The 22,292-nt window shown below is 71.0% G+C and carries 23 protein-coding genes; 7 read left to right on the plus strand and 16 right to left on the minus strand.

Annotated elements, in window-relative coordinates; genetic code table 11:
• Positions 1–169 precede the first annotated feature (169 nt).
• Positions 170–862, minus strand: coding sequence for a hypothetical protein (locus tag AB0436_RS15295; RefSeq protein ID WP_366468333.1), 693 nt, complete (start codon positions 860–862; stop codon positions 170–172).
• Positions 863–971: 109 nt separating this feature from the next.
• Here AB0436_RS15295 and AB0436_RS15300 point away from each other — a divergent pair, with 109 nt between their 5' ends.
• Positions 972–1,352, plus strand: coding sequence for a hypothetical protein (locus tag AB0436_RS15300; RefSeq protein WP_366468334.1), 381 nt, complete (start codon positions 972–974; stop codon positions 1,350–1,352).
• 70 nt (positions 1,353–1,422) lie between these two features.
• Here the strand turns inward: AB0436_RS15300 and AB0436_RS15305 are convergent, their stop codons facing one another.
• The 10 genes from AB0436_RS15305 to AB0436_RS15350 form a co-directional block, all read right to left on the minus strand.
• The gene (locus AB0436_RS15305; protein WP_366468335.1) at positions 1,423–2,199 is read right to left on the minus strand and encodes a class I SAM-dependent methyltransferase; all 777 of its coding nucleotides are present in this window, start codon (positions 2,197–2,199) and stop codon (positions 1,423–1,425) included.
• A 108-nt stretch (positions 2,200–2,307) separates the two neighbouring features.
• Complete coding sequence (locus AB0436_RS15310) at positions 2,308–3,210, minus strand: aldehyde dehydrogenase family protein (protein ID WP_366468336.1); 903 nt, start codon at positions 3,208–3,210, stop codon at positions 2,308–2,310.
• The gene (locus AB0436_RS15315; protein ID WP_366468337.1) at positions 3,203–4,639 is read right to left on the minus strand and encodes an aldehyde dehydrogenase family protein; all 1,437 of its coding nucleotides are present in this window, start codon (positions 4,637–4,639) and stop codon (positions 3,203–3,205) included. The genes AB0436_RS15310 and AB0436_RS15315 overlap by 8 nt, the downstream gene beginning before the upstream one ends.
• 5 nt (positions 4,640–4,644) lie before the next feature.
• Positions 4,645–5,607, minus strand: coding sequence for a deoxyribose-phosphate aldolase (gene deoC, locus AB0436_RS15320; RefSeq protein WP_366468721.1), 963 nt, complete (start codon positions 5,605–5,607; stop codon positions 4,645–4,647).
• 109 nt (positions 5,608–5,716) lie between these two features.
• Positions 5,717–6,367, minus strand: a complete 651-nt coding sequence (locus AB0436_RS15325; RefSeq protein WP_366468338.1) for a PH domain-containing protein — start codon at positions 6,365–6,367, stop codon at positions 5,717–5,719.
• A 90-nt stretch (positions 6,368–6,457) separates the two neighbouring features.
• The gene (locus AB0436_RS15330; protein ID WP_366468339.1) at positions 6,458–6,838 is read right to left on the minus strand and encodes a VOC family protein; all 381 of its coding nucleotides are present in this window, start codon (positions 6,836–6,838) and stop codon (positions 6,458–6,460) included.
• A 70-nt stretch (positions 6,839–6,908) separates the two neighbouring features.
• The gene (locus AB0436_RS15335) at positions 6,909–7,460 is read right to left on the minus strand and encodes a DinB family protein (RefSeq protein WP_366468340.1); all 552 of its coding nucleotides are present in this window, start codon (positions 7,458–7,460) and stop codon (positions 6,909–6,911) included.
• Between the two features lie 75 nt (positions 7,461–7,535).
• Positions 7,536–9,167, minus strand: a complete 1,632-nt coding sequence (locus AB0436_RS15340) for a phospho-sugar mutase (protein WP_366468722.1) — start codon at positions 9,165–9,167, stop codon at positions 7,536–7,538.
• Positions 9,168–9,387: 220 nt separating this feature from the next.
• On the minus strand, positions 9,388–10,209 hold the full coding sequence (locus AB0436_RS15345; protein ID WP_365851594.1) for a purine-nucleoside phosphorylase: 822 nt from the start codon (positions 10,207–10,209) through the stop codon (positions 9,388–9,390).
• Positions 10,210–10,327: 118 nt separating this feature from the next.
• Positions 10,328–10,765 carry a gamma-glutamylcyclotransferase gene (locus tag AB0436_RS15350; RefSeq protein WP_365851593.1) on the minus strand — a complete coding sequence of 146 codons (438 nt, stop codon included), beginning with the start codon at positions 10,763–10,765 and terminating at the stop codon, positions 10,328–10,330.
• Positions 10,766–10,966: 201 nt separating this feature from the next.
• On the opposite strand from AB0436_RS15350, the gene AB0436_RS15355 reads away from it, so the two are divergent.
• Positions 10,967–12,406 (plus strand): NAD(P)H-quinone dehydrogenase, encoded by a 1,440-nt coding sequence (locus AB0436_RS15355; protein ID WP_366468341.1) that lies wholly within the window; start codon positions 10,967–10,969, stop codon positions 12,404–12,406.
• Positions 12,407–12,540: 134 nt separating this feature from the next.
• Positions 12,541–13,533, plus strand: coding sequence for a DeoR/GlpR family DNA-binding transcription regulator (locus AB0436_RS15360; protein ID WP_366468342.1), 993 nt, complete (start codon positions 12,541–12,543; stop codon positions 13,531–13,533).
• A 79-nt stretch (positions 13,534–13,612) separates the two neighbouring features.
• Here AB0436_RS15360 and AB0436_RS15365 read toward each other — a convergent pair whose 3' ends face one another.
• Positions 13,613–15,376 (minus strand): biotin carboxylase N-terminal domain-containing protein, encoded by a 1,764-nt coding sequence (locus AB0436_RS15365; protein WP_366468343.1) that lies wholly within the window; start codon positions 15,374–15,376, stop codon positions 13,613–13,615.
• A 423-nt stretch (positions 15,377–15,799) separates the two neighbouring features.
• Here AB0436_RS15365 and AB0436_RS15370 point away from each other — a divergent pair, with 423 nt between their 5' ends.
• The gene (locus AB0436_RS15370) at positions 15,800–16,273 is read left to right on the plus strand and encodes a hypothetical protein (protein ID WP_366468344.1); all 474 of its coding nucleotides are present in this window, start codon (positions 15,800–15,802) and stop codon (positions 16,271–16,273) included.
• Positions 16,274–16,309: 36 nt separating this feature from the next.
• On the opposite strand, the gene AB0436_RS15375 is transcribed toward AB0436_RS15370, so the two are convergent.
• The 4 genes from AB0436_RS15375 to AB0436_RS15390 all read right to left on the minus strand — a co-directional run bounded on the left by AB0436_RS15375 (position 16,310) and on the right by AB0436_RS15390 (position 19,011).
• Positions 16,310–16,912, minus strand: coding sequence for a nucleoside triphosphate pyrophosphatase (locus AB0436_RS15375; protein WP_366468345.1), 603 nt, complete (start codon positions 16,910–16,912; stop codon positions 16,310–16,312).
• Between the two features lie 73 nt (positions 16,913–16,985).
• Positions 16,986–17,114: a hypothetical protein gene (locus AB0436_RS15380; RefSeq protein ID WP_366468347.1), complete on the minus strand. Its 129-nt coding sequence runs from the start codon at positions 17,112–17,114 to the stop codon at positions 16,986–16,988.
• A gap of 74 nt (positions 17,115–17,188) precedes the next feature.
• On the minus strand, positions 17,189–17,395 hold the full coding sequence (locus AB0436_RS15385) for an acyl-CoA carboxylase epsilon subunit (protein ID WP_365851584.1): 207 nt from the start codon (positions 17,393–17,395) through the stop codon (positions 17,189–17,191).
• 32 nt (positions 17,396–17,427) lie between these two features.
• A complete protein-coding gene (locus tag AB0436_RS15390; RefSeq protein ID WP_366468348.1) occupies positions 17,428–19,011 on the minus strand; it encodes an acyl-CoA carboxylase subunit beta in 1,584 nt (527 codons plus the stop codon).
• Between the two features lie 132 nt (positions 19,012–19,143).
• On the opposite strand from AB0436_RS15390, the gene AB0436_RS15395 reads away from it, so the two are divergent.
• The 3 genes from AB0436_RS15395 (at position 19,144) to AB0436_RS15405 (ending at position 22,267) form a co-directional block, all read left to right on the plus strand.
• Positions 19,144–19,995, plus strand: coding sequence for a biotin--[acetyl-CoA-carboxylase] ligase (locus tag AB0436_RS15395; RefSeq protein WP_366468349.1), 852 nt, complete (start codon positions 19,144–19,146; stop codon positions 19,993–19,995).
• A gap of 217 nt (positions 19,996–20,212) precedes the next feature.
• Positions 20,213–21,379: an adenylate/guanylate cyclase domain-containing protein gene (locus AB0436_RS15400; RefSeq protein ID WP_366468350.1), complete on the plus strand. Its 1,167-nt coding sequence runs from the start codon at positions 20,213–20,215 to the stop codon at positions 21,377–21,379.
• 51 nt (positions 21,380–21,430) lie between these two features.
• On the plus strand, positions 21,431–22,267 hold the full coding sequence (locus AB0436_RS15405) for an enoyl-CoA hydratase-related protein (protein ID WP_366468351.1): 837 nt from the start codon (positions 21,431–21,433) through the stop codon (positions 22,265–22,267).
• The last annotated feature ends 25 nt before the right edge of the window (positions 22,268–22,292 follow it).

Below are 22,292 nucleotides of genomic sequence, written 5' to 3' on the forward strand. Positions count from 1 at the left end.
CCGCCGGCCCCCCCCCGGCGGGGGGGTGGGGGGGGTTGTCCGGGGGGGGGTCGCGGGGGGGGGGGGGGGGGGGGCCGGACGGACCGGGGGGGTCCGTCCGGCCCCTTCCGTCTGCGCGTCGCGTTCCGCCCGTGCTCCGGTCTCCCGGGGCTCCGGCCGCCCGCGCCGGTCAAAATGACCGGAGCCCGGTGCGAACCCCTGGTTCGGCCGCGGCGGCCGCGGCAAGGCGGGTCAACGCCTCTTCCTTGGCACACGGGTGCGCGCCCAGCGCCGAGTGCCGGGCCACGATCGCCCGTTCGGCCCGCATCAGCCGCCACCCCCGTCGCACCAGGAACGGCACCGACTTCCGCCCCTCGCGCAGATCGCGCAGCAACCGGCGCCGGAAGGTCGTGAACGGCCGGCCGCGCAGGCACAGGGCGTCCGCCAGCAGATCCAGTTCCGCGCAGCGCCGCACGATGTCCGCCGCGAATATCCCCTCGGCGATGAAGACCGGCGGTCGGCCGATGTCCAGAGTTTCGGCCGACACCCGGGTGCTGGTGGCGATGGAGTACACCGGGACGGCGGTGCGGCCGGCACGGCACAGCTCCTCGATCGCCGCGACCGCGGTGTCCGCGTCCCAGGACTGTGGTGAGTCCCAGTCGATGTCGGCGCTCCCGGGGACCTGCGGCAGCGTCGGGTCACCGGCCTCCTTGTAGAAGTCGTCGAGGCGCAGCACGGGCAGGCCCGAGCGCGCGGCGAGGGACGACTTTCCGGAACCGGAGGGACCCGTGAGCAGGACGACACGGGTCGGCAGTGGCTGGTTCGGCAACGACCGGGAAGGACTCACGGGAGTCCATTCTCCGTCATTCAACGGGCCGTGCATCCCCTCGGGAGGGTGCTTCCGGTGCGGTTAGTGGAGCGAGCGAGGCCAGTCAACTACGCTATGCGTTCGCACGATTACGCAAACGATCAATCAGCGAGTCAGGAACCTCATGGCAACACATGCTTCCCCCAGGCCCCGGCGGAACACCCTGCTGCGCGTCGGGCTCACCGTTTCGGTGGCCGGCGCGGCACTCGGGATGGGCGGTGCGGCGGCCCAGGCCGCGGCACCCCCCGCCCCTGCGGTGGCCGGTCCCACCGCCGCGCTGGGTGACCTCGGGTCGTCGCCGGTCCAGAAGCTGACCGAGGCGGTCACCGACTCGACCGCGCCGGCGACGGACCTCCAGCTCGACCCGCTGGCCAACACCGGCGTCGACCCGCTGGACAACGCGGTGGGCACCCAGATCGCGGACTTCAAGCCGGTCTCCACCGCGCAGGTCACTTCCCCGGTGGCCGAGGGCGCCAGCCTGAAGGACCTGCTGGCCGGCGGCTGAACCGGTACGCGGCCAGGAGCCGTGCCTTCCCCGGGCGGGAGGGCACGGCTGCCCAGGACCGGCCGATGCGCTAGTGCTCGTGGCGCCGACGGGCGAGATGGACGGTGATGTCGGCGGCGACCTCGACCGTCTCGGGCAGCACCTGCATGATCCGTCCAAAAACCTGCTCGCGCTCCCGGGTCGGCATGACGAGATACGCCGAGATGGTGGAGAGTTGGCCGACGTAGTCCCGAGCGCTCATCGTCAAGCGCCGTTCGATCGTGTCCTGTTGCACGCCCGAGAACCACTCGGACCGTTGCAGCTCCGTACCCGGCCACTGCATCTCATGGCCCGGAGGCGTCCCGTCCGGGGACGGAACCTCGTCACTCTCCAAGTACGGTGCTCGCGCCGCGCGAACAGCTTCCTCCACCTCTGGGTCGGCCGGCTGGATCGGCCCGCCGAACGAGGCGAACACGCCACCCGGCTCCAGCAGCGCGGCCATGCGTGACCACCGGCCCTCCGGGTCCGTCCAATGCAGCGCCGCTGCCGCATAAACCAGCCCGTACCTCTCGCCCGGTCGCACATCCTCGAACGCGGTCTGCACCGTCCTGACGCCGGCCGGCACGTGCTTGCGCAGTTCGGTGAGCATGGCCCCGTCAGGCTCGGTCGCGGTGACCGTGACCCCCTGTCGAGCGAACAGGCGGGTTGCTTTGCCCGTCCCGGCGCCGATCTCGAGGGCAGTCCGAACCGGCTGACCCGCGTACGCCATCACCATGTCGACAAGCTCCATGGGATACCCCGGCCGGAACCGTTCGTATGCGTCCGCCATGACTCCGAAGCTCAGCGCGCGACCAGACATGCCGAGCATCCTGACACGGGCTGTGCCGTCACAGCTCGGGTCTTTCCGATGCGGGCTTTCCGATGCGAGAGCCGCGCCCTCTCCGGACGGAGGCAGGGCACGGCTCTCGTGGGTGCCTCAGTACGACGATCCGGAGACCCCCAGCGCACCCGTCGGGTGCCAGACCGTCTTGGTCTCCAGGAACGCGGTCAGCCGCCGCGTGCCGGGGTCGGCCGTGAAATCCACCGGCTGGTCCTCCGGCCGGCGACGCAGCACCCGCTTCAGGTTGTCCGCGGCGGCGACCTCCAGGTCGCGGGCCAGTTCGGCGTCCGCCCCGGTGAGATCGATCGCGTTGACGTCCTGGTGCGCGGCGAGCGGGGCGGCGATCTCCGCCGTCCGGCCCGACAGGACGTTGACCACCCCGCCCGGCAGATCGGACGTGGCCAGCACCTCGCCGAGCGAGAGCGCGGGCAGCGGGGACTTCTCGGAGGCGATCACCACGGCCGTGTTACCGGTGGCGATCACCGGGGCGACGACCGAGATCAGGCCCAGGAACGAGGAGTCCTGCGGGGCCAGGACGGTGACCACACCCGTCGGCTCGGGCGTCGACAGATTGAAGAACGGGCCGGCGACCGGATTGGCGCCGCCGACGACCTGGGCGATCTTGTCGGTCCAGCCCGCATACCAGACCCAGCGGTCGATCGCGGCGTCCACGACGGCGGCCGCCTTGGACTTCGACAGGCCCTCGGCGTCCGCGACCTCCCGGACGAACTGGTCCCGGCGGCCCTCCAGCATCTCGGCGATGCGGTAGAGCACCTGGCCGCGGTTGTACGCGGTGGCACCCGACCAGCCGCCGAACGCCTTGCGTGCGGCGACCACCGCGTCGCGGGCGTCCTTGCGGGAGGACTGCGGCGCGTTGGCCAGCCAGTTGCCCTTCGAGTCAGACACCTCGTACACCCGGCCGCTCTCGGAACGCGGGAACTTCCCGCCCACGTACAGCTTGTAGGTCTTGAAGACGCTCAGTCGGTTCGGATCAGACATCGAGGTACGCCTCCAGGCCGTGGCGACCGCCTTCGCGGCCGAAGCCCGATTCCTTGTAGCCGCCGAAGGGCGAGGTCGGGTCGAACTTGTTGAACGTGTTGGCCCAGACGACGCCCGCACGGAGCTTGTTGGCGACCGCCAGGATCCGCGAGCCCTTCTCCGTCCAGATGCCCGCCGAGAGGCCGTACTGACTGTTGTTGGCCTTGGCGACCGCCTCGTCCGGTGTGCGGAACGACAGCACGGACAGTACCGGGCCGAAGATCTCGTCGCGGGCGACGGTGTGCGCCTGGGTGACGCCGGTGAACAGCGTCGGCGCGAACCAGTAGCCGGCCGAAGGCAGTTCGCAGGGGGCCGACCAGCGCTGGGCACCCTCCGCCTCGCCGGTTTCGGCGAGTGCGGTGATACGGGCCAGCTGCTCGGCCGAGTTGATGGCGCCGATGTCGGTGTTCTTGTCCAGTGGGTCACCCAGTCGGAGGGTGGTGAGCCGCCGCTTCAGCGAGTCGAGCAGCTCGTCCTGGACCGACTCCTGCACCAGCAGCCGGGACCCGGCACAGCAGACCTGGCCCTGGTTGAAGAAGATGCCGGTGACGATGCCCTCGACGGCCTGGTCGATCGGGGCGTCGTCGAAGACGATGTTCGCCCCCTTGCCGCCGAGCTCCAGGGTGACCTTCTTGTCGGTACCCGCCACCGAGCGGGCGATCGCCCTGCCGACCGCCGTCGAGCCGGTGAACGCCACCTTGTTCACGTTCGGGTGCTCGACGAGCGCCGCGCCCGCGTCGCCGTACCCGGGAAGGACGTTGACGACGCCGTTGGGCAGGCCGGCCTGGCGGCAGATGTCCGCGAAGAAGAGGGCCGACAGCGGGGTCGTCTCGGCGGGCTTGAGCACGACCGTGTTGCCGGTGGCGAGTGCCGGGGCGATCTTCCACGCCAGCATCAGCAGCGGGAAGTTCCACGGGATGACCTGGCCGGCGACCCCGAGCGGGCGCGGATCGCTGCCGTAACCGGCGTGGTCCAGTTTGTCGGCCCAGCCGGCGTAGTAGAAGAAGTGCGCGGCGACCAGCGGCAGGTCCGCGTCGCGGGTCTCCCTGATCGGCTTGCCGTTGTCCAGGGTCTCCAGGACGGCCAGTTCGCGCGAGCGCTCCTGGATGATCCTGGCGATACGGAAGAGGTACTTGGCGCGCTCGGCGCCGGGCAGCGCCGACCACTTCTCGAAGGCCTTGCGGGCCGCCTTCACCGCGCGGTCCACATCGGCGGACCCCGCCTGTGCGACCTCGGAGAGGACCTCCTCGGTGGCCGGGCTGACGGTCTTGAAGACCTTGCCGTCCGCCGCCTCGGTGAACTCGCCGTCGATGAACAGCCCGTACGACGGGGCGATGTCGACGACCGCGCGGGACTCCGGCGCGGGAGCGTAATCGAATACGGATGCCATGGTGATCAGTCCACCGTCACATAGTCGGGGCCGGAGTAGCGGCCGGTGCTGAGCCGTTGGCGCTGCATCAGCAGGTCGTTCAGCAGGCTGGAGGCACCGAAGCGGAACCAGTGGTTGTCCAGCCAGTCCTCGCCCACGGTCTCATTGACCAGCACCAGGAACTTGATCGCGTCCTTGGAGCTGCGGATGCCGCCGGCCGGCTTCACGCCGACCTGGACACCGGTCTGCGCGCGGAAGTCGCGCACCGCCTCCAGCATCAGCAGGGTGTTGGCCGGGGTGGCGTTGACCGCGACCTTGCCGGTCGAGGTCTTGATGAAGTCGGCTCCGGCCATCATCCCGATCCAGGACGCGCGGCGGATGTTGTCGTACGTCGACAGCTCGCCGGTCTCGAAGATCACCTTCAGCCGTGCCGCGGTGCTGTCCGGACGTACGCACTCCGCCTTGACGGCCTGGATCTCCTCGAAGACGGACAGGTACCGGCCGGAGAGGAACGCGCCGCGGTCGATCACCATGTCGATCTCGTCGGCGCCGGCCGCGACCGCGTCCCGCACATCGGCGAGCTTCACCGGCAGCGCGGCCCGGCCCGCCGGGAACGAGGTGGCGACCGACGCCACCTTCACATCGGCGCCGTGCAGTGCCTCCTTGGCGACGGCCGCCATGTCCGGATACACACAGACCGCCGCCGTCATGGGCGTCGTACGGTCCGTGGGGTCGGGGTGGACGGCCTTGGCCGCGAGCGCCCGGACCTTGCCCGGGGTGTCCGCGCCCTCGAGCGTCGTCAGGTCGATCATCGAGATGGCCAGATCGATGGCGTACGCCTTCGCCGTGGTCTTGATCGAACGGGTACCGAGGGACGCGGCGCGCGCTTCCAGGCCGACGGCGTCCACGCCGGGCAGCCCGTGCAGGAAACGGCGCAGCGCGCTGTCGGACGTGGTCACGTCAGCGAATGCGGGGGATGTGGTGGGCATGGTCACCAGGTGAGCATATCTACGCGCGTAGCGACTTGTACAGGGGGACAGCCGACGGGAGCCGGTCGCCGGATGGCCCGGGTCGGGGACGGCGAGGCGTGCCCCGCGGTCAGCGCACCGCCAGCAGCACGGCGAACAGCACCACACCCACCACCGGTGTCGCGATGACCTCGTACGCCCAGCGGATCTCCGGCGAGCCCTGTGCCGTCGGCCGCCCGGAGCAGCGCTCGGCGAGTTCGCGCAGGTCGGAGACGGTCTGGTCGGAAGGGGCCGGTCCCGGATTCCGGTCGGCGTCCTGGGCGAAGGGGTTACGGCTGCGACGCCCGCCCGCCGACTGCGCCGACGCGGCCCGCAGCTGCTGCATGTTCGCCCGCTTGCGGCGTCGCAGCGAGACCGGCACGGCCCACAGCTGGTACTTCGCGCCGTCGGCGAAGACCTCGCTGGAGTAACTCGCCCGGATGTCCTCGACGCAGGACCACGGGAGCGTGATCGTACGGAAGGGGTTGCGGACCCGCAGCCGGTCGTCGTTGGCGAAGACCGCGGGGCGCAGGGTGAAGGCACTCACCAGCGGCACCACGGTCACCAGACCGGCGAGGGCCAGCCAGGGGGTCTGACCGGCCCCGCTGACGAGGGCGTCGATGCCGAGCCAGAGTGCGAGCGCGAGCAGCAGGACGCCACCGGCGAGCCCGCCGAGGGACCGGAAGACACGGTCCGCGTACACCGGCGCGGTGGGCTGTGGCTTGGACTGCTCAGGGCTCATACGTCCGATTCTGCCTGACGCTCGCGCCGTGCACGCAAGGCCCCGGCTCCCCGCACGGCCGGCGCCGCGGCCGCCTCTCGCGGAAGCGGCTCAGCCAGGGAGCTGTTGCAACGTCCAGCCGTTGCCGTCCGGGTCGGTGAACGCCGCGTAGGAGACAGTCGGCTTGCCCGGCGCGCTCATGTCCACCACCTCGGCGACCTCGACTCCACGCCCGACCAGCTCGTCCCGGGCGGCGTGGATGTCGTTGACGACCAGGTGCAGGCCCTGTACCGAGCCCGGGGGAGTGCTGACGGTGCCGACGCCGACGGCGATCGAGCAGGCCGACCCCGGCGGTGTCAGCTGGACGACGCGGAACGCCTCGTTCGGGCTGAAGTCGAGGTCGACCTTGAAGCCGAGCCGATCGGCGTAGAAGGTCTTGGCGCGGTCGACGTCGGCGACCGGAAGCGGAATCAATTCGAGGCGGTACTCCACGGCGGCGGTTCCCTTCGCGAGGTGGGGTGGTCAGTCTTCACCGACACGGTGAGATGGGTGTCACCGACGCTCAGTCCAGCGGGTCCTCGCCGACGAGTCCGTCCACCGACTCGCGGATGAGATCGGCATGGCCGACATGCCGTGCGTACTCCTCGATCAGGTCGATCAGGAGGCGCCGGAGGCTGGGCGACTCACCGGCAGACGTGGTGATGCTGCCCAACTGGCCCAGACCGCCCTTGGCCAGTGCCTCCTCGACCACGGAGCGGGAACGGGCCACGGCGTTCTGCCAGAGCGTAAGGAGCTGCTCCGGGCTGTCGTCGGCGGCCGAGCGCCACTCCCAGTCCGGGTCGGCGTCCCAGTCCACGGTGTCCCAGGGCGACCCCAGCTCCTGCCCCAGCCACTTCCGGCAGAAGGTGTCGTCCTCCACGACGGCCAGGTGCTTGAGCAGGCCGCCCAGTGTGATGGCGGAGACCCCGACGGTCGCTTGCAGGCCGGCCGCGTCGAGTCCCCCGCACTTCCACGCCACGTACGCGCGCTGGCGCTCCAACGACCCGAGGAGAGTCGCGGCTTCGTCCCCCGCGAGGGGAGGCTCGGTTCTGCTCTGCACCTGCGGTTCGGTCATGGACGATGAACCTACTGGCGGGTGCCGAGTGGGTCCAGAGGTGCCGGGAGGGGCGCTGCGACGCGCGACCGGCTTCTACAGGCCGGCCGCCCGAGAGAGATCTACCTTGATCGAGTCGAGCAGCGCGGTCGCCCGGGCGCGGGCCGCCGGTACGGCGCTGATGTCGCCCACCGGGAGCACGACCTCCAGGTAGCACTTGATCTTGGGCTCGGTGCCGCTCGGGCGGACGATCACGCGGGCGCCGTCCAGGTGGTAGCGCAGCCCGTCGGTGGGCGGCAGGTGCGCGGTTCCCTTGCTGAGGTCCTCTGCCGAGGTGACCGGCAGACCACCGAGTGCGGTGGGCGGCTGCGCGCGCAGACGGCGCATCGCGTCGGTGATGAGGGACAGGTCGTCGACCCGGGCGGAGAGCTGGTCGGTGGCGTGCAGGCCGTGCCGCACGGCGAGTTCGTCGAGCAGGTCGAGGAGCGTACGCCCCTCGGCCTTCAGCACCGAGGTCAGTTCGGCGATGAGCAGGGCGGCGGTGATGCCGTCCTTGTCACGGACGCCGTCGGGGTCGACGCAGTAGCCGAGGGCCTCCTCGTAGCCGTACCGCAGGCCGTCAGCCCGCGAGATCCATTTGAAGCCGGTCAGGGTCTCCGCGTAGCCCAGCCCCGCGGCCTCGGCGATCCGGCCGAGCAGCGAGGACGACACGATGGACTCGGCGAAGGTGCCGGTGACACCCCGGCGGACCAGATGCTCGGCGAGCAGCGCGCCGACCTCGTCGCCGCGGAGCATCCGCCAGTCGCCGTCGTAGGGGACGGCCACCGCGCAGCGATCGGCGTCCGGGTCGTTGGCGATGACGATGTCGGGGGTGGCGCGGCGGGCGGTCGCGAAGGAGAGGTCCATCGCGCCGGGTTCCTCCGGGTTGGGGAACGCGACCGTCGGGAACGCGGGGTCGGGCTCGGCCTGCTCGGCCACCAGCACCGGCTCCGGGAAACCGGCCCGCGCGAAGGCGGCGAGCAGGGTTTCCTTGCCGACCCCGTGCATGGCGGTGTAGACGACACGGGCGGTGCGGGGGGAGTCCGGGGTCAGTACGGCGTCGGTGCGAGCCAGGTACGCGGCGAGGACGTCGTCGTCGCCGAGGATCTCCCAGCCTCGCTCCGGGCGCGGTACGTCGTGCAGGCTCTGTACGGCGTCGATGGCGGCGGCAATCTCGGCGTCGGCGGGCGGCACGATCTGGGCTCCGTCACCCAGGTACACCTTGTAGCCGTTGTCACGCGGCGGGTTGTGGCTGGCGGTGACCTCCACGCCGGCCACGGCGCCCAGGTGCCGGATGGCGAAGGCCAGGACCGGCGTGGGCAGCGGGCGGGGCAGCACCGCCGCGCGCAGGCCGGCGCCGGTCATCACGGCGGCGGTGTCCCGGGCGAAGTCGGCGGACTTGTAGCGGGCGTCGTAGCCGATGACGACGAGGCCGCCGGTGTGGCCCTGGGCCTTGAGGTAGGCGGCGAGTCCTGCGGCCGCCCGGATGACGACGCTCCGGTTCATCCGCAGGGGACCGGCGCCCAGCTCGCCCCGGAGTCCGGCGGTGCCGAACTGGAGAGTGCCGCTGAAACGTGCGGCCAGGGCGGTGGTGTCCTCGGCGGCGATGAGCTTCGCGAGTTCCTCGCGGGTTTCGGGGTCGGGATCCTCGGCGTGCCACGCTTGGGCCTGCGCGATGAGGTGCTGCACGGTGTGTGCCTCTCTGTCTCGTTGCACGGGGGCGCTGCCCCCGGACCCCCGCTCCTCAATCGCCGGAGGGGCTTGATTTTGCCCGCCGCGGGATGTCCGTGGCTGGGGGGTTCCCGGTGCCGGCCAGTTCGGGGCCCCATTCAGCCCGTCCTGGGGGCACCTCCCAGCGTTAGCTGGGGGAGTTTGAGGACCGGGGTCCGGGGCGGAGCCCCGAAAGCAGTTAGATCCGCTCCAGCACCCGCTCGAGCAGCGCGCCCATCCGGGCGGCGGAATCCCGCCCTGCCTGCAGGACCTCCTCGTGGTTGAGCGGCTCGCCGCTCAGACCGGCCGCCAGGTTGGTGACGAGGGAGATGCCGAGGACCTCCGCCCCCGCCTCGCGGGCCGCGATCGCCTCGAGGACCGTGGACATGCCGACGAGGTCGCCGCCCAGCACCCGGACCATGTTGATCTCGGCGGGGGTCTCGTAGTGCGGGCCGGGGAACTGGACGTACACGCCCTCTTCCAGCGACGCGTCGATCTCCTTGCACAGCGCGCGCAGGCGCGGTGAGTAGAGATCGGTGAGGTCCACGAAGTTGGCGCCGACGATCGGCGAGGTGGCCGTCAGGTTGATGTGGTCGCTGATCAGGACCGGCTGGCCGGGACGCATGCCGGGCCGCAGGCCGCCGCAGCCGTTCGTGAGGACGACCGTCTTGCAGCCGGCCGCCACGGCGGTGCGGACGCCGTGGGCGACCGCGGCGACGCCGTGCTGCTCGTAGTAGTGGGTGCGGCCCAGAAAGACCAGGGCGCGCTTCGCGCCGATGCGGTACGAACGGATCCGGCCGCCGTGGCCCTCGACGGCGGGCGGCGGGAAGCCGGGCAGCTCGGTGAAGGCGAAGTCGGCATCGGCCACACCGAGCGCATCGACGGCCGGCGCCCAGCCGGAGCCCATCACGAGGGCGACGTCATGGGTCTCGGCGCCGGTGAGTTCACGCAGGCGGGTGGCGGCGTCGGCGGCGGCGGCGTGGGGGTCGCCCTGGAGGTCCGGAATAACTGAAGCGTTCACGCCGATGAGGGTAACCGCTCATTTCCTACGCGCGTAGATGTCTCAGCGACGGAGTCCGGATTGTTGTCTTGTCGTTTCCGACGAATCGTTTCCGACGCACGAGCGGAACGGACCGGAGCTAGCAGGGGCGCTTGCGCAGTTCCATCACGTAGTCGTGCGGCGCGCCCGCCGACTCCGCCGCGTCGGCCAGCTCGCCCAGATAGCGCGCGGACGGCAGGCCGCCCTCGTACCCGTTCAGTACGTAGATCCAGGCCGGCTCCTCGCCCTCCAGGGTGTCCACCCTGACCCGCATCCGGCGGTAGATGTCGAGGCCGACACCCTCCCACCGGTCCATCGAGTCCTCGTCCATCGGGGCGATGTCGTACAGCGCGACGAAGATCTGGGAACGCGGGGCCTCCACGACGGTGGCGAGCGCGCCTTCCCAGCCCATCTGCTCCCCGCCGAAGGTCAGCCGCCAGCCGTTGAGCCAGCCGGTGCTGCGCAACGGGGAGTGCGGAGCGCGGCGGGACATCAGCCGCGCGTCGAGGTTGCCGGCGTACGCGGCGTAGAGCGACATGGTGTCGAGGGTACGACAGTGACATTTGTGGGGCCCGCCACGCGCGGCGGAGAGCCGCGCGGTGGCCCGGGCAGCCCCCGGGGGTGAAGCATCCTGACGAGTGCGGGACAATGAAGCACGTACTGCATTCCCCGGGGACGACCCCCGGACCCCGGCCGGGGCGGCAGTGCGGCCGGGGAGACAACGCGAGGCGGACTTTTCGTGACCCGGATCGTGATCATCGGCGGCGGCCCCGGCGGATATGAGGCTGCCCTGGTCGGCGCCCAGCTCGGCGCGGAGGTGACCGTCGTCGACTGCGACGGTCTCGGCGGGGCATCCGTGCTCACCGACTGCGTGCCCTCCAAGACTCTGATCGCCACGGCCGAGGTGATGACGACCTTCGACTCTTCGTACGAGGAGTTGGGCATCATCGTCGCCGACGACACCCCGCCGCTGGAACAGGCGGCCCGGGTGGTCGGCGTCGACCTCGGCAAGGTGAACCGCCGGGTGAAGCGCCTCGCGCTCGCCCAGTCCCACGACATCACCGCGTCGGTGACCAGGGCCGGGGCCCGGGTGATGCGCGGCCGGGGCCGGCTCGACGGACAGCAGGCCATGGACGGTTCCCGCAAGGTCGTCGTCACGGCCGCCGACGGCAGCCAGGAGACGCTGACCGCGGACGCCGTACTCCTGGCGACCGGCGGTCACCCCCGGGAGATCCCGGACGCACTGCCGGACGGTGAGCGGATCCTCAACTGGACGCAGGTCTACGACCTGGAGGAGCTCCCCGAGGAGCTCATCGTGGTCGGCTCCGGCGTGACCGGAGCCGAGTTCGCCGGCGCCTACCAGGCGCTGGGGTCGCGGGTCACCCTGGTGTCCAGCCGCGACCGGGTGCTCCCCGGTGAGGACCCGGACGCGGCGGCGGTGCTGGAGGACGTGTTCCGGCGCCGCGGCATGAACGTCATGTCACGGTCGCGCGCGGCCGGCGCCAAGCGGGTGGGCAACCGGGTCGAGGTGACGCTGGCCGACGGCCGGGTCATCTCGGGCACGCACTGCCTGATGGCGGTCGGAGCCATTCCCAACACGGCCGGCATGGGCCTGGAGGAGGCCGGCGTCCGGCTCAAGGACTCGGGACACATCTGGACCGACAAGGTGTCCCGTACCACCGCCCCCGGCGTGTACGCGGCGGGCGACGTCACCGGGATCTTCGCGCTCGCCTCGGTCGCCGCGATGCAGGGCCGGATCGCGATGTACCACTTCCTCGGCGACGCGGTGCAGCCGCTGAACCTCAAGACCGTTTCGTCGAACGTCTTCACCGACCCGGAGATCGCCACGGTCGGCTACAGCCAGTCGGACGTCGACTCGGGCAAGATCGTCGCCCGCGCGGTGAAGCTGCCGCTGCTGCGCAACCCGCGCGCCAAGATGCAGGGCATCAGGGACGGCTTCGTCAAGATCTTCTGTCGTCCGGGCACCGGCATCGTGGTCGGCGGCGTGGTCGTCGCACCCCGCGCGAGTGAACTGATCCACCCCATCTCGATCGCCGTCGACAACAACCTGACCGTGGAACAGATCGCGAAGACCTTCACCGTGTATCCGTCCCTGTCGGGTTCGATCGCTGAGGTGGCACGGCAGTTGCACGCCCGGAAGACGGCCGGCGAGGACTGACGGCAGAGGGGCGGCGGGGCAGTGCGTGGGCAAGTACGCCCCGTATACCGCCCGCTGACCCAATCTGTGAACAACTTCTGTTATCCGGCGCAAAATGCTGAGAACTATCGGCCGGTCAGGTTACTGTCAGTTTCGTGTTCGCTGCTGAACGTCGCCAACTGATCCTTGAAATGGTGCGCGCCAATGGGGCCGTGTCGCTCCGTGAGCTCGCCCGTGTCGTCCAGACCTCCGAAGTGACCGTACGGCGGGACGTGCGGGCACTCGAGGCGGAAGGACTCCTCGACCGCCGGCACGGCGGTGCGGTACTGCCGGGCGGTTTTACGCGGGAGTCCGGCTTTCCGCAGAAATCCCATCTCGCGACCGCGGAGAAGACGGCCATCGCCGATCTCGCCGCGGGACTGGTCGAAGAAGGCGAGGCCATCGTGGTCGGCGCCGGGACGACCACCCAGGAGCTGGCCCGCCGGCTCGCCCGCGTTCCCGGGCTGACCGTCGTCACCAACTCGCTGCTGGTCGCCCAGGCGCTGGCCCATGCCAACCGGGTCGAGGTGGTGATGACCGGGGGAACCCTGCGCGGTTCCAACTACGCGCTGGTGGGCAGCGGCGCCGAGCAGTCCCTGCAGGGGCTGCGGGTCTCCCGCGCCTTCCTTTCCGGGAGCGGTCTCACGGCCGAGCGGGGCCTCTCCACGTCCAACATGCTCTCCGCGAGCGTCGACCGGGCGCTCGTGCAGGCCGCCGCCGAAGTGGTGGTCCTCGCGGATCACACCAAGCTCGGCACCGACACCATGTTCCAGACGGTGCCCACCGATCTGATCACCCGGCTAGTCACCGACGAGCCGGGCACCCAGGACGACCGCGCCGCAACGGAGTTGCAGGCCCTGGCCGATCAGGGCGTGCAGATCGCGGTGGCAGGTTCAGGCATCGGTTCGTCAGGCATCGGTTCGGGCGCTTCCGCCGCGGGCGGCGACAGCGCCCCGGGGCGCCAGACCCGCCACGACATGCCGCTCCCCGGCCAGCGGCGCACCCATATCCCCGGCGCCGCCCAGCAGTTGCGATCGGCCGCCCCGACGTCGCTCGCCGAACAGCAGGCCGGCGAGCGGGCCCGGGTGGCCGAACTGCGCCGCCGCTGACAGCCGCGGCGCGGACAGCGGTACGGGGGTGGGCTCCGCCGGACATCCCGGCGGGGCCCACCCCCGTACCGTCAGGTGTTCAGTCCTTGATCTCGCAGATCAGCGCGCCGGAGGTGACGGAGGCGCCGATCTCGGCGGTGAGGCCCTTGACGGTGCCGGAGCGGTGCGCGTTGAGCGGCTGCTCCATCTTCATCGCTTCCAGGACGACGACCAGGTCGCCCTCCTTGACCTCCTGGCCCTCCTCGACGGCGATCTTGACGATGGTGCCCTGCATCGGGGACGAGAGCGAGTCGCCCGAGGCGGCCGAGCCGGCCTTCTTGGCGGCCCGGCGCTTGGGCTTGGCGCCCGCCGCGAGCCCGGTCCGGGCCAGCGACATGCCCAGCGACGACGGCAGGGACACCTCGAGGCGCTTGCCGCCGACCTCGACCACGATGGTCTCGCGGCCCGACTCGTCCTCCTCGGCGTCCGTCGGGACGGTGGTGAAGGCCGGGATCTCGTTGACGAACTCGGTCTCGATCCACCGGGTGTGCACCGTGAAGGGCGTGCCGTCCTGCGGGGCGAACGCCGGGTCGGCGACGACCGCACGGTGGAAGGGGATGGCCGTGGCCATGCCCTCCACCTGGAACTCGTCCAGGGCGCGGGCGGCGCGCTGCAGCGCCTGCTCGCGGGTGGCGCCGGTGACGATGAGTTTGGCGAGCAGTGAGTCCCAGGCCGGGCCGATCACGCTGCCGGACTCGACGCCGGCGTCCAGGCGGACGCCGGGGCCGGACGGCGGGGCGAAGGTGGTGACCGTACCGGGCGCGGGGAGGAAGCCGCGGCCGGGGTCCTCGCCGTTGATACGGAACTCGAAAGAGTGACCCCGCAGCACCGGGTCGCCGTAACCGAGCTCCTCGCCGTCGGCGATCCGGAACATCTCACGGACCAGGTCGATGCCCGAGACCTCTTCGGTGACCGGGTGCTCGACCTGCAGGCGGGTGTTGACCTCGAGGAAGGAGATCGTCCCGTCCGTGCCGACCAGGAACTCCACGGTGCCCGCCCCGACGTACCCGGCCTCCTTGAGGATGGCCTTGGACGCCGTGTACAGCTGGTTCACCTGAGCCTCGCTCAGGTACGGGGCCGGGGCCTCCTCCACCAGTTTCTGGTGGCGGCGCTGCAGCGAGCAGTCACGCGTGGAGACGACGACGACATTGCCGTGCGTGTCGGCCAGGCACTGGGTCTCGACGTGCCGCGGCTTGTCCAGGTAGCGCTCGACGAAGCACTCGCCGCGCCCGAAGGCGGCGACCGCCTCGCGGACCGCGGAGTCGTACAGCTCCGGGATCTCCTCGAGGGTGCGGGCGACCTTCAGGCCGCGCCCGCCACCACCGAAGGCCGCCTTGATGGCGATCGGCAGGCCGTTCTCCTCGGCGAAGGCCACGACCTCGTCCGAGCCGCCCACCGGGTCCGGGGTGCCGGCCACCAGGGGCGCGCCGGCGCGCTGGGCGATGTGCCGGGCGGCGACCTTGTCGCCGAGGTCGCGGATGGCCTGCGGAGGCGGGCCGATCCAGGTCAGCCCGGCGTCCAGGACGGCCTGGGCGAATTCGGCGTTCTCCGAGAGGAATCCGTATCCCGGGTGGATGGCGTCGGCGTCCGCGTCCTTCGCGGCCTGGAGCACCTTGGCGATGTCCAGGTAACTGGCGGCCGGGGTGTCACCGCCCAGGGCGAACGCCTCGTCGGCCGCGCGTACGTGCAGAGCGTCCCGGTCCGGATCGGCGTAGACGGCTACGCTCGTGATCCCGGCGTCCCGGCAGGCCCGTGCGACGCGGACAGCGATTTCGCCACGGTTGGCGATGAGCACCTTGCGCACGATGGCTCCCTCCTAGCTGTGTTTGCCCCACTCACGCCCGAGCAGGGTGACTCGGCAGGTCATCGTGCCGAAGATTCGCTGAAACATGCTGAGTTTAGGGACTGTCGACACGGCGTTTCGACCTGTTCCCATGGGTGAGCTTCCCCACACAGGGCGTGATCCGGTCTTCGCTCAAGTGCGAAGTCCCTTGTCGCACCACGGTGGGGAGGGTTCCCGGAACCCACAGTAGCTCCGGAATGTGGCTGAGGTCTCTGTCACTCGAGCCATCCGCGACTCAGGTTTCTTTGTCGGGTCCCTACGACGTGGCGAATGATTCTTTGCGGTGCGCTCCGATGCCTTGTCCCCGCGCTTACCGGTTAGTAGCCTGCGTGGGTGCCGCACATACGTGCGGTAACAGGCGGTAAGGATCCAGGGGGTGGGGCCATGGCGCGCAGACCGGTGGCCTGTGTGGCTGCGCTCGTCCTCTTCCTGGAGGCGTTCGGCACAGCCTTCGTGAACCTGGTGCTCGGGAAGGTCGCCGACAACCAGAACATGTCCATGGCCGGGATGGATCCCGGCGCGATGGCCAAGGGTGCCTGGGGGGCCGGCATCGTCTTCGGCCTCTACCTGCTGCTCTGCGCGTACTTCCTGGGCCGCACCGGCCTCACGGACCGGGGCCCCGGCCGCTTCGGCAGGATCCTGCTGATCACCTGCGCGGTGGTGCACGGCGTGCTGGGCGCCCTGACGGTGGGTCTGGTCGGCTGGCCGGCCTTCGCCTTCATGATGGTGGTGCTTGCGCTGATCGTGTGGACCCTGGTGGCCTACGACCGGGACCGCCCGCGACCCACGACCTCCGACGCGCCGCCGAACGAGGGCACCCAGTCGGGCGGCGGGAACGGCGCGCCGGCCGCGGCCTGAGCGGCGGCGGGAGGGCTCCCGCCGAAACAGCAGCTCTCAGACCCACAAATCGGTGATGGACACGCCCAGTTCGCTCAGCAGCCTGCGCAGCAGCGGCAGGGAGAGGCCGATGACGTTTCCGTGGTCGCCCTCGATGGAGTCGACGAACGGCGCCGAGCGGCCGTCGAGGGTGAAGGCGCCCGCCACGTGCAGCGGCTCCCCGCTCGCCACGTAGGCGGCGACCTCGGCGTCCGTCGGCTCACCGAAACGGACCGTGGTGGACGCGGTGGCCGCCGCCCGCCTGCCGGTGGCCGTGTCGATCACGCAGTGGCCGGTCTGCAGCACCCCTGTCCGGCCGCGCATCGACTTCCAGCGGGCGGTGGCCTCCTCGGCGTCGGCGGGTTTGCCGAGCGCCTCGCCGTCGAGCTCCAGTACCGAGTCGCAGCCGATCACCAGGGCCCCGGCGGCTTCCTCGCGGGCGGCCACGGCGGACGCCTTCGCCCGGGCCAGTACGAGAGCCAGCTCGGCGGGGGTCGGCGCGCTGAGCGCGTCCTCGTCCACGCCGCTGACGATCACCTCGGGGACCAGCCCGGCGTTACGGAGCAGACCGAGGCGGGCGGGGGATGCGGATCCGAGCACGAGGCGGCGCTGAGCAGTCATGGCGTCATCGTAGAGCGGCGCCGGACCGCTTTCCGTATCAGCTGCCGTATCGGCTTCCCGCATCGCGTCCGTATCAGCTCAGGCCCAGCACGACCATGGCCAGCACCATCGACAGCGCGAGCACCAGCCCGGCACGGCGCAGCATCGCCTGCACGTCGCGCAGCTCCTTCGGGGGCCCGTTCTCCGGGTCGGACCACAGCATGCAATCGATGGTGCGACGTGCGGGGCCGGTGGCGCCTGAGTACGGGTACTCAGGCGCCACCGGCCGGACAGGACCTAACCGGGCCAGTACGTACGCGCCCAGGCGCGTGGCCCCGGCCGGTCCAGGCGGTGGCGGGCGATGCGGGCCGGGTCGGACCATCCCTCGGGCGGCAGCGGCGCGCCGGACGGGGCCGAAGCCGTCGCCGCGGCGCGCGCCTGGACCACCGCCAGGGCGGCGGCCAGCTCCTCGGGGGTCGGGTTGCCCCGTACGACCTTGATCATGGGCGGGCCCTTTCTGGAGTTCCGGTGGCGGTCTAGAGCGGGATGTTTCCGTGCTTCTTCGGGGGCAGGGATTCCCGCTTCGTCCGCAGCTGACGCAGCCCGCGCACGATGTGCCGCCGGGTCTCGGACGGCATGATCACCGCGTCGACGTAGCCGCGCTCGGCCGCCACGTACGGGTTGAGCAGGGTGTCCTCGTAGTCGGAGATCAGCTCGGCCCGCGTCGCCTCGGCGTCGTCGGCTGCCGCGATCGTGCGCCGGTGCAGGATGTTCACCGCGCCCTGCGCGCCCATCACGGCGATCTGCGCGGTCGGCCAGGCGACGTTGAGGTCCGCGCCGAGGTGCTTGGAGCCCATCACGTCGTAGGCACCGCCGAACGCCTTGCGGGTGATGACGGTGATCAGCGGAACGGTCGCCTCCGCGTAGGCGAAGATCAGCTTTGCGCCGCGGCGGATGATGCCGCCGTACTCCTGGTCGACGCCCGGCAGGAAGCCCGGCACGTCCACGAAGGTGACGACCGGGACGTTGAACGCGTCGCAGGTACGGACGAAGCGCGACGCCTTCTCCGAGGCGTCGATGTCCAGGCAACCGGCGAACTGCATCGGCTGGTTGGCGACGATGCCCACCGGATGCCCCTCGACCCGGCCGAAGCCGGTGATGATGTTCGGCGCGAACAGCGCCTGCGTCTCCAGGAATTCCGCGTCGTCCAGCACGTGCTCGATGGCGGTGTGCATGTCGTACGGCTGGTTCGCCGAGTCCGGGATGAGGGAGTCCAGCTCGCGGTCCTCGTCCGAGGTCGACAGGTCGGCCTCCTCCGGGTAGACGGGCGCCTCGGAGAGATTGTTCGAAGGGAGATAGGAGAGCAGCGACTTGACGTACTCGATCGCGTCCTTCTCGTCGCCCGCCATGTGGTGCGCCACACCGGACGTGGTGTTGTGCGTCCGGGCGCCGCCCAGCTCCTCGAAGCCCACGTCCTCGCCGGTGACGGTCTTGATGACGTCGGGTCCGGTGATGAACATGTGCGAGGTCTGGTCGACCATCACGGTGAAGTCGGTGATCGCGGGGGAGTACACCGCGCCACCCGCGCACGGGCCGACGATCAGGCTGATCTGCGGGATCACGCCCGAGGCGTGGACGTTGCGGCGGAAGATCTCGGCGAACAGACCGAGCGCCACCACGCCTTCCTGGATGCGGGCGCCACCACCGTCGTTGATGCCGATGACCGGGCAGCCGGTCTTCATGGCGAAGTCCATGACCTTGACGATCTTCTCGCCGTACACCTCGCCGAGCGAGCCGCCGAAGATCGTGAAGTCCTGCGAGTACACGCACACCGGGCGGCCGTCGACCGTGCCGTAACCGGTGACGACACCGTCGCCGTACGGGCGGTTCTTCTCGATACCGAAGTTGGTCGAGCGGTGCCGGGCGAACTCGTCCAGCTCGGTGAACGACCCGTCGTCGAGCAGCAGCTCCACCCTTTCACGGGCCGTCAGCTTGCCCTTGGCGTGCTGCTTCTCGACCGCGCGTGCCGAGCCGGCATGGGTCGCCTCGTCAATACGGTGCTGAAGGTCCGCGAGCTTCCCCGCGGTGGTGTGGACGTTGATCGCTTCCGGCTCGGACATCGGGATGCGGCTCCCTGGCTGCTCAGGCGTCGGTCGGGGGGACGTGCGGGTGTGGCCTCGCTACTGACACGTAGCGTATCGGCGCTGGTGCGCCTCGGCAGTGCGTCGTTTGCCACACCTAATCTGGGTTGCATGACGTCATCGGATGTACCTGACAATCGCTGGTCGGACCTGGGGCGGCCGCCGCTCAACGCCCCCGCGCTGCGCCGCGCGCTGCTGCGGCCCGGCGCGCTGTGGACGTCGCTCGATGTCGTCCGGGCCACCGGATCCACCAACACCGACCTGGTGCGGCGCGCCGCGGAGCTCCAGGAGGGCGCCGTGCTGGTGGCCGAGGAACAGACCGCGGCACGGGGCAGGCTCGACCGGCAGTGGTCGGCACCGGCGCGTTCCGGGCTCTTCTTCTCCGTACTCCTGCGGCCCGGCCCGGAGGTACCCATCGAGCGCTGGGGCTGGCTGCCGCTGCTCACCGGAGTCGCGGTGGCCACCGGACTCTCCCGTTCGGCCGGCGTCGACACCGCGCTGAAGTGGCCGAACGACCTGCTGGTCACGATCGGCGGGGACGAGCGCAAGGCCGGCGGCATCCTCGCCGAACGGGCCGACGACGGCGCCGTGGTGGTCGGGATCGGCCTCAACGTCTCGCTGAGCGCCGAGGAGCTGCCCGTCCCGACGGCGGGCTCGCTGGCCCTGGCCGGCGCGGTGTCCACGGACCGCGACACCCTGCTGCGGGCGGTGCTGCGCTCGCTGGAGCACTGGTACGGCGAATGGCGCGCCGCAGGGGGCGACCCGGCCGCGGCCCGCCTCCAGGAGGCCTACGCGGCAGGCTGCTCGACCCTGGGCCGCTCGGTACGGGCGGAGCTGCCCGGCGACACCTCGCTGACCGGCGAAGCGGTCGCGGTGGACGGCGACGGCAGACTGGTGCTGGCGACGGCGCAGGGGGTGCAGCCGGTCGGCGCAGGTGACATCGTTCACTTGCGACCGGCCTGATCCAGGGCCGATCGGGGCCCATGCCGGGCCGAAGCAGTATCGACACGTGAGCTGCGGCACACCTGCCGTATGGTTGAGGCGATCCGTGGCAGATCGGCACGGCACGACATCCGCATTGCCGTGACCTGCAGATCACCGCGACATCATGGCGACATCCAGATCGGCCGGGACATCAGATCGGCATGGCATTGCGCACGGAATGGGCAGGAGGCGGCAGGTGACCGTCGACGACATCTCGTCCGGCTCGGGCGAGGAACAGCCGCCTTTCTCGCCCTACCGCACCCCGCACCACGAGGTCGACCACACCGCGGAACCCACCGATGATCCGCTCGCCATCCGGCTCGAGCAGCTGATCCTCGGCGCCGACCGGCGCTACACCCCCTTCCAGGCCGCCCGCACGGCCGGCGTCTCCATGGAGCTGGCCTCGCGTTTCTGGCGGGCCATGGGCTTCGCCGACATCGGTCAGGCCAAGGCGCTCACCGAAGCGGACGTACTCGCGCTGCGCCGCCTGGCCGGTCTGGTCGAGGCCGGGCTGCTGAGCGAACCCATGGCGGTGCAGGTCGCCCGGTCCACCGGCCAGACCACTGCCCGGCTCGCCGAGTGGCAGATCGACTCCTTCCTGGCGGGCCTGACCGAGCCGCCCGAGCCGGGCATGACCCGCACCGAGGTCACCTATCCGCTGGTCGAGCTGCTGCTGCCGGAGCTCGAGGAGTTCCTGCGCTACGTGTGGCGGCGCCAGCTCGCCGCGGCGACCGGGCGGGTGGTGCAGGCGGCGGACGACGAGGAGATGGTCGACCGCCGTCTCGCCGTGGGCTTCGCCGACCTGGTCGGCTTCACCCGGCTGACCCGCCGCCTGGAGGAGGAGGAGCTGGGCGAGCTGGTCGAGGCGTTCGAGACGACCTGTGCCGACCTGGTCGCCGCACACGGTGGCCGGCTCATCAAGACGCTCGGTGACGAGGTGCTCTACGCGGCGGACGACGCGGGCACCGCCGCGGAGATCGCGCTGCGGCTGATAGAGACCATGAGCAACGACGAGACCATGCCCGAGCTGCGCGTCGGTATCGCCTTCGGCACCGTCACGACCCGGATGGGCGATGTCTTCGGCAACACCGTCAACCTGGCCAGCAGGCTCACCTCGATCGCGCCCAAGGACACCGTCCTGGTGGACGGGGCGTTCGCCGAGGAGCTGGGGCGTACGGCGGAGGCGCCGGTCTCCGAGTCGGAGGCGGCGGCCGAGGCCGAGCGTGCGGAGAAGAACGGCGAGGAGCCGCCCAGCTACCGCTTCGCGCTCCAGCCGATGTGGCAGCGCCCGGTACGTGGCCTCGGCGTGGTCGAGCCCTGGCTGCTCACCCGCCGCACCACCGACGACCGCCGCGCCGGCTGACCGCCGCCTGCGGGGCTGACGACCGCCCTGCCGGCTGGCTATCGTGCCCGGATGACATCGGAAATCTCAGATACTGAACAGAGCTCGCCGGACCGGCCGGGTGCCGTACAGCGCTTCGGTGAGTTCGTCGCCGTCCGGCTGCACGGTCACGTCGCCGAGCTGGTCCTGGACCGCCCCAAGGCCATGAACGCGGTGTCCACGGCGATGGCCCGGTCCATCACGGCGGCCTGTGAGGCGCTGTCGGCCGACGCGTCGGCGCGGACCGTGGTGCTGACCTCCACCCATGACCGGGCCTTCTGCGTGGGCGCCGACCTCAAGGAGCGCAACTCGCTCACCGACGCCGAGCTGGTACGGCAGCGGCCCACCGCACGGGCCGCCTACACCGGTGTACTGGAACTCCCCATGCCCACCATCGCCGCCGTCCACGGCTTCGCACTGGGCGGCGGCTTCGAGCTGGCGCTGGCCTGCGATGTGATCGTCGCCGACGCCACGGCGGTGGTGGGGCTGCCCGAGGTGTCGGTCGGCGTGATCCCCGGCGGCGGCGGCACCCAGCTGCTGCCCCGGCGGGTGGGCGCGGCGCGCGCCGCCGAGCTGGTCTTCACGGCGCGGCGGGTGGCGGCCACCGAGGCCCGGGAGCTGGGCCTGGTCGACATCCTCGCCGAGGACGCCCGCGCCCGGGCGCTGGAGCTGGCGGCCGCTATGGCGGCGAACTCGCCGGTCGGACTGCGGGCGGCGAAGCGGGCGATGCGGCTGGGGCACGGGCTCGATCTGCGGGCGGGTCTCGAGGTCGAGGACGCGGCCTGGCGTTCGGTGGCCTTCTCCGGGGACCGGGCGGAGGGCGTGGCCGCCTTCAACGAGAAGCGGAAGCCGGAGTGGCCCGGGGAATAGCCGGCGGGCGTCCCCCTGTGTGTCA

This window comes from Streptomyces sp. NPDC051322 (assembly GCF_040689485.1).
Taxonomy (GTDB): Bacteria; Actinomycetota; Actinomycetes; order Streptomycetales; family Streptomycetaceae; genus Streptomyces.